The organism is uncultured Porticoccus sp. (assembly GCF_913061305.1).
GTDB lineage: Bacteria > Pseudomonadota > Gammaproteobacteria > Pseudomonadales > Porticoccaceae > Porticoccus.
Genome location: NZ_CAJXST010000001.1, coordinates 128,686 through 143,102, shown reverse-complemented (window position 1 = coordinate 143,102; position 14,417 = coordinate 128,686). Strand labels below are relative to the sequence as shown.

13 protein-coding genes are annotated in these 14,417 nt (G+C 56.1%); 9 read left to right on the top strand and 4 right to left on the bottom strand.

The genetic code is table 11. From position 1 onward, the window contains the following. Positions 1-39: 39 nt before the first annotated feature. Together QZ516_RS00755 and QZ516_RS00750 are read left to right on the top strand one after the other, a co-directional pair. Positions 40-804, top strand: a complete 765-nt coding sequence (locus tag QZ516_RS00755; RefSeq protein ID WP_297184850.1) for a ceramidase domain-containing protein — start codon at positions 40-42, stop codon at positions 802-804. 103 nt (positions 805-907) lie between these two features. After that, the gene (locus QZ516_RS00750) at positions 908-1,162 is read left to right on the top strand and encodes a GrxA family glutaredoxin (RefSeq protein WP_297184846.1); all 255 of its coding nucleotides are present in this window, start codon (positions 908-910) and stop codon (positions 1,160-1,162) included. 97 nt (positions 1,163-1,259) lie between these two features. Here QZ516_RS00750 and QZ516_RS00745 read toward each other — a convergent pair whose 3' ends face one another. From QZ516_RS00745 to QZ516_RS00735, 3 genes are read right to left on the bottom strand one after another with little or no spacing between them, the layout of a single operon-like run. Next, positions 1,260-1,658 carry an acyl-CoA thioesterase gene (locus QZ516_RS00745; protein WP_297184843.1) on the bottom strand — a complete coding sequence of 133 codons (399 nt, stop codon included), beginning with the start codon at positions 1,656-1,658 and terminating at the stop codon, positions 1,260-1,262. Between the two features lie 34 nt (positions 1,659-1,692). Continuing rightward, on the bottom strand, positions 1,693-3,063 hold the full coding sequence (locus QZ516_RS00740; RefSeq protein WP_297184840.1) for a TRAP transporter large permease subunit: 1,371 nt from the start codon (positions 3,061-3,063) through the stop codon (positions 1,693-1,695). Beyond that, the gene (locus QZ516_RS00735; protein WP_297184837.1) at positions 3,063-3,620 is read right to left on the bottom strand and encodes a TRAP transporter small permease subunit; all 558 of its coding nucleotides are present in this window, start codon (positions 3,618-3,620) and stop codon (positions 3,063-3,065) included. The genes QZ516_RS00740 and QZ516_RS00735 overlap by 1 nt, the downstream gene beginning before the upstream one ends. Before the next feature lie 309 nt (positions 3,621-3,929). Here QZ516_RS00735 and QZ516_RS00730 point away from each other — a divergent pair, with 309 nt between their 5' ends. From QZ516_RS00730 to QZ516_RS00700, 7 genes are all read left to right on the top strand, one after another. Continuing rightward, positions 3,930-4,919: a substrate-binding domain-containing protein gene (locus QZ516_RS00730; protein WP_297185514.1), complete on the top strand. Its 990-nt coding sequence runs from the start codon at positions 3,930-3,932 to the stop codon at positions 4,917-4,919. Positions 4,920-5,035: 116 nt separating this feature from the next. Then, positions 5,036-6,424: a phosphate ABC transporter permease subunit PstC gene (pstC, locus tag QZ516_RS00725; protein ID WP_297184834.1), complete on the top strand. Its 1,389-nt coding sequence runs from the start codon at positions 5,036-5,038 to the stop codon at positions 6,422-6,424. Positions 6,425-6,448: 24 nt separating this feature from the next. Further along, a complete protein-coding gene (gene pstA / locus QZ516_RS00720) occupies positions 6,449-7,717 on the top strand; it encodes a phosphate ABC transporter permease PstA (protein ID WP_297184831.1) in 1,269 nt (422 codons plus the stop codon). Between the two features lie 159 nt (positions 7,718-7,876). Beyond that, on the top strand, positions 7,877-8,623 hold the full coding sequence (gene pstB / locus QZ516_RS00715; RefSeq protein WP_339639807.1) for a phosphate ABC transporter ATP-binding protein PstB: 747 nt from the start codon (positions 7,877-7,879) through the stop codon (positions 8,621-8,623). A gap of 279 nt (positions 8,624-8,902) precedes the next feature. Then, a complete protein-coding gene (gene phoU, locus QZ516_RS00710; protein ID WP_297184828.1) occupies positions 8,903-9,592 on the top strand; it encodes a phosphate signaling complex protein PhoU in 690 nt (229 codons plus the stop codon). 116 nt (positions 9,593-9,708) lie between these two features. Next, positions 9,709-10,365: a carbonate dehydratase gene (gene can, locus QZ516_RS00705; protein WP_297184825.1), complete on the top strand. Its 657-nt coding sequence runs from the start codon at positions 9,709-9,711 to the stop codon at positions 10,363-10,365. Between the two features lie 24 nt (positions 10,366-10,389). Then, positions 10,390-11,157 carry an enoyl-CoA hydratase/isomerase family protein gene (locus QZ516_RS00700; protein WP_297184823.1) on the top strand — a complete coding sequence of 256 codons (768 nt, stop codon included), beginning with the start codon at positions 10,390-10,392 and terminating at the stop codon, positions 11,155-11,157. On the opposite strand, the gene putA is transcribed toward QZ516_RS00700, so the two are convergent. Further along, positions 11,154-14,312, bottom strand: coding sequence for a bifunctional proline dehydrogenase/L-glutamate gamma-semialdehyde dehydrogenase PutA (gene putA / locus QZ516_RS00695; RefSeq protein WP_297184821.1), 3,159 nt, complete (start codon positions 14,310-14,312; stop codon positions 11,154-11,156). The two genes, QZ516_RS00700 and putA, sit on opposite strands and share 4 nt — an antisense overlap. Between the last annotated feature and the right edge of the window lie 105 nt (positions 14,313-14,417).

Below are 14,417 nucleotides of genomic sequence, written 5' to 3'. Positions count from 1 at the left end.
AGGGATTCTCTAAGGGTGCCAGAAAAATGTGCTCAGGCCATGGATAAAAAAATTGCGTTCCTGTTACTTATACTGGTCAGCGTTACGGGCCTGTTTTTTCTATTGGTAGAACCCGTGGCACAGCCGAAAAAGTATCTGCAGTTTGCCGACCAAAGAATGCTGTTCGGCATAAACAACTTCCTGAATGTGGTGTCCAATCTGCCACTTATCCTGCTCGGCATTTGTGGTGTTGTGCTGACGTGGAAAAGGCAACTGGTGCACGATAATTTTTCCGTGACGCCTGCCTACCTGACGCTATTTGCAGCCGTTATGTTTACCGGTATGGGTTCGATCTGGTTTCATCTCAATCCCAGCAATGGGACACTGCTCTGGGACCGGCTACCAATGGCCGTTGTTTTTATGGCGTTGACCACGGCGTTGTTTGCTGAGTATTTGGGCCGCCCATTGCAAAAAATACTTTTTTATCCACTGTTGTTGGTCGGTGCAGGATCCGTTATCTACTGGCATATCACGGAGAGCCTGGGCCGGGGAGACTTGCGCCCCTACCTGGTGGTGCAGTTTTTGCCGATACTCTGCATTGTCCTGCTGATGGTCATTAGCCGATCACGGTTTACCAGAAGCCGGGATATCCTGGTTATTTTGCTCTGCTACGGTCTGGCGAAGCTGACGGAATATCTGGATCAGCAGATTTTTGTCGCAACCACTCTCATTAGCGGTCATACCCTTAAGCATCTTCTGGCGGCGGTAGCGATTTTGATTTTGCTGAGAATGCTGTGGTTGCGTGAAGAAATAGTTAACCTCTGATTGCGTATTGCTATTACCCGCATAGTAATAATTAGCTAGAGCTATTGTTGGTCGAAAGTTAAAGTATTTACCATGAATATCTGATTCCAACAGGAGAAGAACTATGCAACCTTTTACTATCTTCGGCCACGATGCCTGTGGTTTCTGTCGCCGCGCCAAGGAGCTGATGGAAGCCAAGGGGCTGGAATACCGTTATGTGAATATCCACGACGAGGGTATCAGTCCGGCGGATCTGGCCAAAACCATTGGCCAGCCGGTCAATACGGTACCGCAGATATTCCACGGCAAAGAATATATAGGCGGTTTTCAGGAGCTCACGGAATATTTTGAGAAAATAGAAGCCGGGCAGCAGCAATAAACGCTTTTCAGCACTTTCAGGCCAACTTCCCGGTTGACAATATTGCGGCTCCCGACACAAACATTGAACGGTATTGGTGGTTAGACCAGTACCGTTTTTATTTGTCCTTGCTGACCGTGCGGGTTTTGCCCCGTTCGTCGATGGCAACAAAGACAAATTGTCCTTCCGTTACCTTGGCGGGTTCATTGGTGGATTCAATGTTGATCCAGACCTCAACGTTGATGGTCATGGAGCTGCTGCCGACCTGCATCAACTCACAGTAGCAACTGACTATGGCGCCAACCGGAACCGGCCGAAGAAACGACATCTCACTGATTGCCACCGTGGCCACGCGACCTTTGGCAACCCGCTGGGACAGAATGGAGCTGCCGAGGTCCATTTGTGAGAGCAGCCAGCCGCCAAAAATATCACCACTCGAGTTGGTGTCTTTGGGCATGGCGATGGTCTGCAGGGTGAGTTCGCCGCGGGGTGCCGGCGGTTGATTGATCTCAGTCAAGCTCTACTCCTTATTATTAAATTATGTACGGATTTCAGAAAACGATGGATGGCAGCCAGGTGGCCAGCGATGGCCAGATGGCCAGCATTAACATCAGCAATAGTTGAATGATGATAAAAGGCACGACGCCACGGTAAATATCGCGGGTTGCTACCGAAGGCGGTGCAACACCGCGTAGATAGAACAGGGCAAAGCCAAAGGGCGGAGTCAGAAAAGAGGTCTGCAGGTTGATGGCGATCATGATGCCAAGCCAAACCGGGTCGAGTCCCATTGCCAGCAAAATAGGTCCGACGATGGGCACGACGACAAAGGTGATTTCGATAAAATCGAGAATAAAACCCAGCAGAAAAATGACCACCATGACCACCAGAGTGGCGCCGACAACCCCGCCGGGAATATGAGTGAACAGGTCTTCCATCAACTCCTCACCACCAAAACCCCGGAAGATCAGGGAGAATATCGCGGCACCGATCAGGATCAGGAACACCATGGCAGTGACTTCAGTGGTGGACTGGGTGACGTCCCGCAACCTTTTCATGGTCAGTTGCCGACGCCCCAGAGCCAGCAGTGTAGCGCCCATCGCACCGACCCCGGCGGCTTCCGTGGGGGTGGCCGCACCGCTGAGAATCGAGCCCAGTACGGCCACGATCAGGACCACCGGTGGTAACAGGCTGCGCAGCAATCTGGCCGCCGAGAGGCTGGACTCCCCGTCCACCTCAGCCACTGGCGCAAGCTCGGGTTTAAGCCGTGAGATTACGATCAAATACAGAATGTACAGGGTCACCAGCAACAGGCCGGGCACAATCGCGCCCACAAACAGATCCCCGATAGAGATTGTTTTCGGGTTAAAAATACCCATCCCCAGCTGGGCCTGCTGGTAGGCGCTGGACAGGATATCGCCCAGCAGAACCAGGGCGATGGACGGGGGGATAATCTGCCCCAGGGTGCCGGTGGCGCAAATGGAGCCGGTGGCCAATGCCGGATCGTAACCCCGTTTCAGCATGGTGGGCAGGGACATCAGGCCCATGGCTACCACCGTGGCACCGACAATTCCGGTGCTGGCGGCCAGCAGCATGCCCACCACCACCACCGAAATACCCAGCCCCCCTTTGAACTTGCCAAACAGCAGAGCCATGCTGTCCAGCAGGTCCTCCGCCAGCCTGGATTTCTCCAGCATGACGCCCATTAGCACAAACAGGGGCACAGCGATCAGGGTGGTATTGTCGATCGTGCCGTATAAACGGTTGGGCAGGGCATGCAAAAAAGACATATCGAAATGGCCGGTGGCGGAGCCTACCATCGCAAAAATCAGGGCGGTGCCCGCCAGTGATAGCGCTACCGGGTAGCCAGCCATCAGCATCAGGCAGACCACGGCAAACATCAGTACTGGAATGTATTCGGCCATCAGAGCAGGGGCTCCTGATGTTCAACGGTTTGCATCCGGCTGAGCCCAAAGAAAAACAGCAGGTTTTTGATGACTTCCGCAATACCCTGTAAAAGCAGGGTAATCGGCATCAGAATTAACAGGCTTTTCAGCAGGTAAACCCAAGGTAGCCCGCTCGCCTCCTTGGAGACTTCCCTTATTGCCCAGCTGTTTGTGACGTATTCCCAGCAGAACAGCAGTATCAGAATACAGACGGGGATGAGAAACAGCAGGCCACCCAGCGCATCCACCAGTGCTTTCATGCGCGGGCTGTAACGTTGATAGAAAATATCCACACGAACGTGGCCGCCCCGTTTCAGGGTGAAGGCGGCACCCAGCAGAAAAACCACCGCATGAAAATAAGTGACCGACTCCTGCAGGGCGATCGAGCCGGATTGCAGGAAATAACGCATGACCACCACCAGGCAGGTCAGTACCATCATGGCGAGGGTTAGCCAGGCCACCAGTCTACCGGTCCATTCGGTAAAACAGTCGATACCGCTGGCCAGATGCTCCAGAAAATGTATCAATCGAGGCATTTTTATTATCTCTCGTAACCGTTGCACAGTTTATAAGACCGGGCGGGTCTCGACCAGAACAAACCTGCCCGGGCAGTAAGGTGGGGCGCTTATGGCAACGGGTGAAGCCGACATGGTAATCCAGGCTGAAGCATGTTTGTATTGCGCCATCTGAGCTGTGTCACATTACTGTCATACAAGATTCATAGAGTTGTCACGATAGACCACTAGCATCAGTCCCGATGTTAATGATCAGCCCTGGAGGCAAACGTGAAAAATACCCATAAATTAGTACTCGCTGCAGCACTGGCTCTGTCCAGTGTGCCAGCAATGGCCCGTGATACCGTTTCCATAGTCGGTTCATCCACCGTCTACCCATTTGCTACCGTCGTGGCAGAACGGTTCGGCCGTAACACCAGTTTCCCGACCCCCAAAATTGAATCCACCGGCTCCGGTGGTGGACTGAAGTTGTTTTGTCAGGGCGTCGGCACCCAGCATCCCGATATCACCAATGCTTCCCGTCGTATGAAGCAATCAGAGTTTGAACTGTGCAAGTCCAACGGTGTTAAAGATATTACCGAAGTACAGATCGGTTATGACGGCCTGGTAGTCGCCAATTCCGTAAAAGGGCCCGATCTCGATATCACCCTGCGTGATCTGTACCTGGCGATGGCCAAGGATGTGCCAAATCCGAACGGCACAGAAGAGCTGGTAGCCAACCCCTACAAAACCTGGAAAGACGTCAATCCGGCACTGCCAAATATCAAGATTGAGGTGGTAGGTCCGCCGCCCACGTCCGGAACCCGCGATTCGTTCAACGAACTGGGTGTTGAAGGTGGCTGCAAGACCTTCCCCTGGTTGAAAGCGATGAAAGGTCAGGACAAAAGCAAATACAAATCGGTCTGTCGCAGCATTCGCGAAGATGGTCACTACATCGAAGCTGGCGAAAACGATAACCTGATCATTCAGAAACTGGAATCTTCACCCAATATACTGGGCGTATTCGGCTTCTCGTTCCTCGATCAGAACCGCTCCATTGTGAAAGCTGTAAAAATCAAAGGTGTCAGCCCGAACATGGAAACAGTAGGTAGTGGTGAATACCCGATGGCTCGCTCCATGTATTTCTACGTGAAAAAAGCCCACGTCGGTGTGATTCCCGGTATCCAGGAGTACGTGAAAGAGTTTACTCACGACCGCGCCTGGGGTGACGAAGGGTATCTGGCAGACAAGGGCTTGATTCCTTCACCAAAAAATGAGCGCATGAAGTGGGCGGATAACGCCAAGTCGCTCGGCAGCATGACCGGTAAAGAGTTTGAATAAGGTTGACTAGCGACAGCGGGCCCGGCGTAGAACACGTCGGGCCTTCTTGTCCCTGGGTATTGAGACATTCCCACCGCTAAACGGTTGTAGGTGGAAAAATAATACTGGAGCAGTTCATGCAGACCGGACAGCTATTATTAATACTTGCTGCGATGATTGTTACGGCCTTCATTATGGGTCGCCACCGGGCACTGCAGGTTGCACAGCCGTTGGGTGGTATCCGCCATCTGCGCTCACTACCGTTTTACTATGCCATGCGCTCAGCCATCTGGTGCGCGCTGCCGGCGTTGACAGTACTGGTGGCCTGGCTGATATTTGATCAGACCCTGATCCGTATCATGGTATTGGACAGCCTGCCCACAGAGCTGCAACCGGTGGATGGTACTGCACGCAACCTGATGCTCAGTCAGATTGGCAATGTGGCCAGTGGTGCACTGCCGACAGACTTTGTGGATGCTGCCGTGGCTAACGCCGCCGGACGACTAAACCAGTTGCAATCGATCAGTGCCATGGCCATGGCCGTTGTTGTGATCGTACTGGCAATGCTGGGTGGTGCCTGGGCCTGGCTGCGGGTTTCCGCAAGAATGCCAGCCCGTGAACAGGTGGAACGGGTATTGCTGGTCGTCTTCATGCTCTGCGCGGTACTGGCAGTGGTGACCACAGTTGGTATCGTGTTCTCTGTGTTGTTTGAATCGATCCGGTTTTTTGGACAGGTGCCGATCGCGGATTTCCTGTTCGGGCTCAACTGGAGCCCGCAAATGGCGCTGCGTGCGGATCAGGTGGCCTCGGAGGGTGCCTTTGGTGCCGTACCGTTGTTCGCCGGCACCCTGCTTATTTCAGCCATTGCTCTGATGGTGGCGGTACCGGTGGGATTGATGTCGGCCATTTATCTGGCGGAATATGCCCACTCCAAAGTGCGCTCGTTCGCCAAGCCCGCGCTGGAGGTGCTCGCCGGGGTCCCGACCGTCGTCTACGGTTTTTTTGCAGCGCTCACCGTGGCACCCTTTATTCGTGATGTTGGTCAGTCGCTGGGGCTCTCCGTCGCCTCTGAATCTGCACTGGCGGCGGGGCTGGTGATGGGGATTATGTTGATTCCCTTTGTCTCTTCCCTGTCTGACGATGTGATCACTGCGGTGCCCAGAGCGATGCGGGATGCCTCCCTCGGACTCGGTGCCACCCGCTCGGAAACCATCAAAAAAGTGATTTTCCCCGCGGCGCTGCCGGGCATTATGGGCGGTATTCTGCTGGCGGCCTCGCGGGCCATTGGTGAAACCATGATCGTGGTTATGGCGGCCGGTCTCGCGGCCAATCTCACCGCCAACCCCCTGCAGGCGGTGACCACCATTACGGTACAGATTGTCACCCTGCTGACCGGCGATCAGGAATTCGACAGTGCCAAAACACTGGCGGCGTTTGCCCTGGGTCTGATGCTGTTCATTACCACCCTGTTGATGAATGTGGTCGCTCTGCACATCGTCAAGAAATACCGGGAACAGTACGAGTAGGCTCGGCTGCAAGAGGATTAAAGTATGAGTGTAACCACCGAACAGGTTCGCAAAACGCTGGCGCGGCGCTATCGGGCAGAAAAACGCTTCAAGTTCTTTGGCATCTGTGCCATCAGCATTGGTCTGCTGGCACTGCTGTTGCTGTTCACCGATATCATTGGCAAGGGCTATCGGGCTTTCTACGAATATTCCGTTTCTCTGCAGATCACCTTTGACCCGGAAACCCTGGGCATCGACGATCCGCGCGACCCGGAACAATTGCAGTACGGCAACTACGAAGGGGTTGTCCGCAATGCCTTGCAGGCACGCTTTCCCGGCGTGGAGGAGCGCGAAGACAAGCGCGCACTATCTGCTCTGGTGAGCACCGCTGCGGGCTACCGACTGCGCGCCATGCTGGAAGAGTCGCCGGAATTGCTCGGCCAGACCCGCACGCTGTGGTTGCAGCTCAACGATGACGCTGATATGTACATGAAAACCAGTGAGGCAAAGCGCGAAACCGCTCGCCTCAGTGATCGGCAGCAGGCCTGGATGCAGGAACTGGAGCAGGGTAACGAGGTTCGCGCAGGCTTCAATCACTCCCTGTTTACCCGCGGTGATTCCCGCGAACCGGAACAGGCCGGTATCCTCGGGGCGATATTGGGTTCGCTGTTTACCATGCTGGTGACGTTGGCGCTGAGTTTCCCGATCGGTGTCGCTGCGGCCGTCTATCTGGAAGAATTTGCCCCGAAGAATCGCTTCACCGATTTTATCGAGGTAAACATCAACAATCTGGCTGCGGTGCCTTCCATCATCTTCGGTTTGCTGGGTCTGGCGGTATTTATCGGCCTGTTCGGCATGCCCCGCTCGGTGCCGTTAGTGGGCGGGTTGGTACTGACACTAATGACGTTGCCCACCATCATTATCTCCAGTCGGGCGGCGATCAAGGCGGTTCCCCCCAGCATTCGCCAGGCGGCGATGGGGCTGGGTGCCTCAAAAATGCAGGTGGTGCTGCAATTTGTACTGCCACTGGCGCTGCCGGGGATGCTGACCGGTGGCATCATCGGGATGGCCCAGGCCCTGGGTGAAACCGCACCACTGCTGATGATTGGCATGGTGGCGTTTATCGTTGAATTGCCCACCGGCGCGCTGGATGCCGCCACCGTATTGCCGGTCCAGGTCTTTCTCTGGGCCAGCAGCCCCGAGCAATCGTTCGTCACCATGACATCGGCTGCCATCATGGTGCTGATGACATTTCTGATCACTATGAACACCCTGGCGGTGGTCATGCGAAAACGCCTTGAACGCCGCTGGTAACTGACAGGAAACAACATGGATATTGCAGAAAAAATGAATGTGTTTCAGGATGCTGTGCAAGTGGACCCCAGGGTCGTTGCACAAGAGCATATGATGACAGAAGAAAACTTGTACATTCCGGAAAAAACCGTTGGCGCACCCTTTGTGGATGATCCCAAGATGCGCATGCGCGATGTAAATGTATTTTATGATACGGATCAGGCTATCCACGGGGTCAGTCTGGATATCGGCAAAAACGAGGTGGTGGCACTGATCGGCCCCAGTGGCTGTGGCAAGTCCACCTTTCTGCGCTGCATGAACCGGATGAACGATACCATTGATATCTGCCGGGTGGAGGGTAGCCTGCACCTGGAAAATCAGGATATTTATGATCCGAAGCTGGATGTGGTGGAGTTGCGCGCCCGGGTGGGGATGGTCTTTCAGAAGCCCAACCCTTTCCCCAAGTCGATTTATGACAACGTCGCCTACGGGCCACGGATTCACGGTCTCGCCAATCGCAAAACCGATCTGGACGAAATTGTGGAAAACAGCTTGCGCAAGGCGGGGTTGTGGGACGAGGTGAAAGATCGCCTGGATTCTCCCGGTACCGGGCTTTCCGGTGGGCAGCAGCAACGGTTGTGTATCGCCAGGACCATTGCCGTCAGCCCGGAAGTGGTATTGATGGATGAGCCCTGTTCGGCGCTGGATCCGATTGCCACCGCCAAGATCGAAGAGCTGATCAGGGAGCTGAGCGAGTCCTACACGATCGCCATTGTTACTCACTCGATGCAGCAGGCCGCCCGGGTTTCCCAGCGCACCGCCTATTTCCACCTTGGCTGGCTGGTTGAAATGAACGACACAGACACCGTCTTCACCAAGCCGCAACACGAGCTGACGGAATCCTACATTACCGGGCGCTTTGGCTAGGGCCTGTTCACACCCATTGCATTATCGCTGCTGGAGGCCATTTTTTTGTCCAGCAAGGCAGAAGGAGAAAAGTATAGTGGTTCTATATGAGCGAGTGATAACGACGCTGGGCGAAAAAATGACCCCAGCCCTTCGGGTTGCGGCAAAAAAAGCGCCACTCTATGTTGCGGCTCGCTACTTTGGCACCACCAAAGTACGTTCACCACGCCGTGATTGGCACTGTTTTAACCACAACAGCGGCAATGCAATGGGTGTGAACAGGCCCTTAAGGAGCTGAGGATGGACAACTTGAATCTCGACCAACATATTTCCAGACAATTTAATGAAGACCTGGAAGAAATCAGGACCAGCATGCTGGAAATGGGCGGCCTGGTGGAAAGGCAGGTAGCCGATGCGATTCGCGCCCTGGAAGATGCCGACAGCACTTTGGCAGATAAAGTGATGGAGGTGGAAGCCAGAATAGATTCCATGGAGATGGACATCGATGACACCTGTACCACGCTGATTGCCCGGCGTCAGCCGGCAGCCAGCGATCTGCGGATGGTGCTCGCTGTGTCCAAGACGCTCCGGGATCTGGAGAGGATCGGCGACGAAGCCAACAAAATTGCCAAAATGGCGATTCTGCTTTCCGAGCAGGGTAGTGCGCCCCGGGGCTATACCGAGGTGCGTCATATCGGCAATTGCGTGCGCAAGATGCTCAACGACTCTCTGGATGCCTTTTCCCGTTTTGATGCGGAATCCGCTATCGTCACCATGAAGGCCGACCGCCAGGTGGATATGGATTACAAGTCAGCGCTGCGGGAAATGATCACCTATATGATGGAAGACCCCCGCAGTATTTCACGCTCCATGAATATTCTCTGGACGTTGCGCTCCCTGGAACGCATTGGTGACCATGCCAAGAATATCTGTGAGCATATTGTCTATCTGGTACAGGGCCGGGATATCCGACATCGCGATCCCGATTGAGCCGTCGCAGCGGGTCAGCCATACTCACTTTGAAAAACCGGACTAAAAATCCGGTTTTTTTGTGTCGCCACTGACCGTACACTTGTCTGCTGAAGTAGCCCTGCGGAGTATGTTCAGTGAAAGAACTGTTCGAGAAAAATGTTGCCTGGGCCGCTGCCCAGAAAGAGAAAGATCCTTCCTTTTTTGAACGGCTTTTAAAACAGCAGACGCCAGAGTATTTGTGGATCGGCTGTTCCGACAGCCGGGTGCCGGCCAATGAGATTGTCGGTCTGATGCCCGGTGAATTATTTGTCCACAGGAATGTGGCCAATATGGTGGTGCACAGCGACCTCAACTGCCTCTCGGTAATGCAATATGCCGTCGAGTATCTCAAGGTAAAACATGTGATAGTGAGCGGTCACTATGGATGTGGCGGTGTTAGAGCAGCGGTATTGAAGCAACATCTGGGCTTGATCGACTACTGGCTGCTGAATGTTCAGGATGTGCAGTACATCCATCAGGCTTACCTCACCGATGGGGCCGATCAAGACCGCGTGATCGACGAGATCTGCGAGTTGAATGTCATTGAGCAGGTGGTCAATGTCTGTAAAACCAATATAATCCGTGATGCCTGGACCCGAGGCCAGCCGGTGACCGTACACGGCTGGATTTACGGTATCGCCGATGGTTTGCTGCGCGATCTGAACATGAGCATCAGTCGTCGTGATGAAATACGCGACGTCTACCACGCGGCCGCCGCAAGCATCAGACAACGCTATGCCGAAACCACCTGATCCCGATAACAAGAGCCCGATACTATGAGCAATTTGGACGCCCCGGTTGTGCTATCCATGGAAGGAGCGGTGGCCCGTATCCTTCTCAATAACCCAGCCAAACACAATTCACTGACTGCCGCTGGCATTGATCTGTTTATCGACTGTCTGAATCAGGTGGAGGCCAACCGGGATATCCGGGTTCTGGTGGTTACCGGTCAGGGAGAGAAAACCTTTTGTGCCGGCGCATCGCTGGAAGAGATGACCTCGGGTGATATGACCGGCGAAAAATTTGAAACGCTCACCGATCGTCTCACGGCCATGCCCATGCCGGTCATCTGTGCCCTCAATGGCAGTGTCTACGGGGGTGGTTCGGAAATTGCCCTGTGCTGTGATTTCCGGATAGGTGTTTACGGCATGCGGCTCAAGGTGCCTGCTGCAGAAATCGGTCTCTGCTATCCGCCGAACGGCATTCGCCGCTATGTGAAACGCCTGGGTGTCACCACAGCCAAACGGATTCTGGTTGCGGCGGAAGTGTTGGACGCGGAAATGCTGTTGCGGGCCGGGTATCTGACGCATCTGGTGCTTCAGGATGAGCTGGAGGTGGAAACCTCGAAGCTGGTGGACACATTGACACCACTCTCACCAACCACGGTTGCGGCTATGAAGCAGCTCTGTGATCAGATGGCGGACGGCAATCTTGATCTCGCCAGGGTCCTCGCTGTCACCTCGCACTGTCACCGCTCCGGGGATCTGAAAGAAGGGTTGCTGGCGCGCCGGGAAAAGCGCGAACCGAATTTTACCCGCCGCTAATCATCCGGTAGGGAAAACAGCGCCGTGTTGCCGCCCCGGGCAGTGGTATTTTCCGTGCGGGTTTTCTCGGTCGCAAAGGCCATCAGGTAATGGGGGCCTCCGGCTTTCGGGCCGGTGCCGGATAGCCCGCAGCCGCCAAAGGGGTTGCTGCCCACCACAGCGCCCACCATGTTGCGGTTGATGTACGTATTGCCCACCCGGGTATGGCTGAACACATAATCGGCAAACCGTTTCAGGCGGCTTTGAATACCCAGTGTCAGGCCAAAGCCACTGTCGTTGATTTGCGCGAGCACCTGGTCAATATCTGCGGCGCGATAGCGGATCACATGGAGGATAGGCCCGAACACTTCCTCCGGCAGTTGCGCCAGTGAGTCGATCTCAACCAGATGTGGCGCCACAAAATACCCTCGCGATGGTATTTGCTCCGCTTTCAGACTCCCCAATAATGTGCCTTCCCGACTGATCCGCTCGACATGGGCCATCAGGGTATCTCTGGCGCGCTCGTCAATCACCGGACCAATATCGGTAGCCAGGCTGGCCGGGTTGCCGACTTTCAGGGTTTGCAGTGCGCCGGTAAGCGCAGTCAGCAGGGCATCGGCAATATCGTCCTGAATAAACAGCACTCGCAGTGCCGAGCAACGTTGCCCGGCACTGAGGAAGGCCGAGTAAATCACATCGTCCACCACCTGTTCCGGCAGGGCGGTGGAATCCACCAGCATGACATTCTGGCCACCGGTCTCCGCGATCAGTGGCACGATGGCACCGGGGCGGCGGGCCAGCTGGCGCTGGATGGTTTTGGCCGTAGCGGTGGACCCGGTAAAGGCGACGCCGGCAATCCGCGGATCCGGCAGCAACCGTTCACCCAGTTTCGCGCCCTCACCGGGCAGGAGGTGCAACACCTCGGCTGGCACACCGGCCCGATGAAACAGTTCGGTGGCTTTGGCGGCCACCAGCGGTGTCTGCAGGGCGGGCTTGGCGATCACCGCGTTCCCCGCCACCAATGCCGCTGCGGTCTGTCCGGTAAAAATGGCCAGCGGGAAATTCCACGGGCTGATGCAGAGAAACACGCCGCGGCCTTCGAGACAGAGCTGGTTGCTCTCCCCGGTGGGGCCGGGCAGATCGATACCCCCGGAAAACCGGTAGCGGGCCTGCAGAGCGTAATAGCGGCAGAAGTCGATTGCTTCGCGCACCTCCGCCAACGCATCGCCAGCCGTGCGCCCCGCCTCCTGCACAATCAGCTTCAACAGCGTTAGCTGGTGTTCGGCGAGCAGCTCGGCCATTTGTTCCAGTATGTCGGCGCGTGCGGCACCGCCACGCTGGCTCCAGGCCCACTGCGCTGCAGAGGCCTGCTGCAGGGCTTTGGCCACATCCTCATCGTTGGCCATCGTGCAGTGGCCCACCACCGTTATGTTGTCGGCGGGGGACAGGACCGGCTGCGGGTCCCGCTGGATCCATTCCCCGCCCACCACAGGCCCGGCTTGGACAGTGACGGGTGTCTCGTTGAGTGCGGCAACCAGTGGTTCACTGATCAGTGGGTTGTTCAGATCCAAACCGGCCGCCCCGGCGCGCTCTTCACCGGCGGCGCGGTAGATATTCACCGGCAATGGGATCAGCCGGTGGCGATGGGGCGTCACCGAGCGAATCTGGGGTAACAGGGGGCTCACCAGGGAATCCACCGACATCTGTTCATCCAGCAGGTGGTTTAAAAAGGAACTGTTGGCGCCGTTTTCCAGTAAACGCCTCACCAGATAGGGCAACAGATCGCGGTGTTCGCCCACCGGCGCGTAAACCCTTACCGGTGGCAGCTCAGCCGGCTGCCGTTGCGATTGCCCATGTTGCCATTGCCCGTAGAGTACCTCGCCCATGCCGTGCAGGCGCTGGAATTCATAGGGAGCATCGCCGGCCAGCTGCTGAATGGCGGTGATGGTCTGGGCATTGTGGGTGGCGAATTGCGGATAAATCGCTCCCGGCGCCGCGAGCAGCTGTTGCGCGCAGTGCAGGTAACAGAGGTCCGTATGTGCCTTGCGGGTAAACACCGGGTAGTCGGTCAGCCCCTGTTGCTGGGCGAGTTTGATCTCCGTATCCCAATAGGCGCCTTTCACCAGCCTGACCATGAATTGGCGACGGGTTTCTCCGGCCAGCCTGATCAGCCAGGGAATCACGGCCGGGGCACGTTTCTGGTAGGCCTGTAGCACAAAGCCCAGACCATCCCAGTCAGCCAGTGCCGGATCGCGGGCCAGGGCTTCAAAGATATCGAGGGACAGCTCCAGCCTGGCGGCTTCCTCGGCATCAATGCTCAGGCCGATACGGTGCCCCCGGGCAGCAATGGCCAGCTTGCGGATGCGCGGTAACAGCTCGCTCATCACCAGGTCCCGCTGACTGAACTGGTAGCGGGGGTGCAGGGCGGACAGCTTGACCGAAATGCCATCCGAGGTATGGGGTGAGGTAAGGGGCGTAGTCGCGTTCCGGCTGGCCTTGCCGATGGTTTCAATGGCGGTGGCATAGGCCTCGAAATAACGCCGGGCATCCGCCTCTGTGCGGGCACCTTCTCCCAGCATATCGAAAGAAAACCGGGTATTCGGCGGGGCTTCGTCGTGGCCTCGGGCGATGGCTTCGGGCAGGGTCTGGCCCAGCACATAGTGGCTGCCCATCATCTGCATCGCCCGCAGCATGGCCCGCCTTACCACCGGTTCGCTCAGTCGGCTCACCAGTTGTTTCATCCAGCGGCTGGTATCTGCGGTGATGTCTTCAGTCAGGGGCAGCATCGCACCCGTCAGCATCAGACCCCACACCGAGGCATTGACGAACAGGGAGTCCGAGTGCCCACGGTGATTGGCCCAGTTGCCGTCGCGGATTTTTTCTGCAATCAGCTTATCGGCGGTGGCCTCATCCGGCACCCGCAGCAGTGCCTCCGCCAGACACATCAGGGCAACGCCCTCGCGATTGGACAGGCCGAATTCCTGTAAAAAGGCATCCAGCAGGTATTTACCCCCGGTTGCCTCCCGGCAACTCTCCACCAATTGTCGAGCCTGAATAAGCGATTGCTGTTGCTGTGTCTCGCTGAGCGGGAAGGCCGCCAGCAATTGCTCGACACAACCGTGCTCGTCGGCATCGGTGGCTCGCTGAATCCGGGTTCTGAGATCGGTCAATGTCATGGCCATTCTGCTTGAACGATAACCGCTGGGTTGAGTAGGGACGCTTGGGCTAAGTATGGACGCTGATCTGGCAAGTTTCGAATAGCAGGGCTGGTAAGCGGCCCG

Bases quoted from the DNA above. Each gene is read 5' to 3' on its own strand.
- QZ516_RS00755 (WP_297184850.1), top strand. From the start codon at position 40: ATGGATAAAAAAATTGCGTTCCTGTTACTTATACTGGTCAGCGTTACG.
- QZ516_RS00750 (WP_297184846.1), top strand. From the start codon at position 908: ATGCAACCTTTTACTATCTTCGGCCACGATGCCTGTGGTTTCTGTCGC.
- QZ516_RS00740 (WP_297184840.1), bottom strand. From the start codon at position 3,063: ATGGCCGAATACATTCCAGTACTGATGTTTGCCGTGGTCTGCCTGATG.
- QZ516_RS00735 (WP_297184837.1), bottom strand. From the start codon at position 3,620: ATGCCTCGATTGATACATTTTCTGGAGCATCTGGCCAGCGGTATCGAC.
- QZ516_RS00730 (WP_297185514.1), top strand. From the start codon at position 3,930: ATGGCCCGTGATACCGTTTCCATAGTCGGTTCATCCACCGTCTACCCA.
- pstC (WP_297184834.1), top strand. From the start codon at position 5,036: ATGCAGACCGGACAGCTATTATTAATACTTGCTGCGATGATTGTTACG.
- pstA (WP_297184831.1), top strand. From the start codon at position 6,449: ATGAGTGTAACCACCGAACAGGTTCGCAAAACGCTGGCGCGGCGCTAT.
- pstB (WP_339639807.1), top strand. From the start codon at position 7,877: ATGCGCATGCGCGATGTAAATGTATTTTATGATACGGATCAGGCTATC.
- phoU (WP_297184828.1), top strand. From the start codon at position 8,903: ATGGACAACTTGAATCTCGACCAACATATTTCCAGACAATTTAATGAA.
- QZ516_RS00700 (WP_297184823.1), top strand. From the start codon at position 10,390: ATGAGCAATTTGGACGCCCCGGTTGTGCTATCCATGGAAGGAGCGGTG.
- putA (WP_297184821.1), bottom strand. From the start codon at position 14,312: ATGACATTGACCGATCTCAGAACCCGGATTCAGCGAGCCACCGATGCC.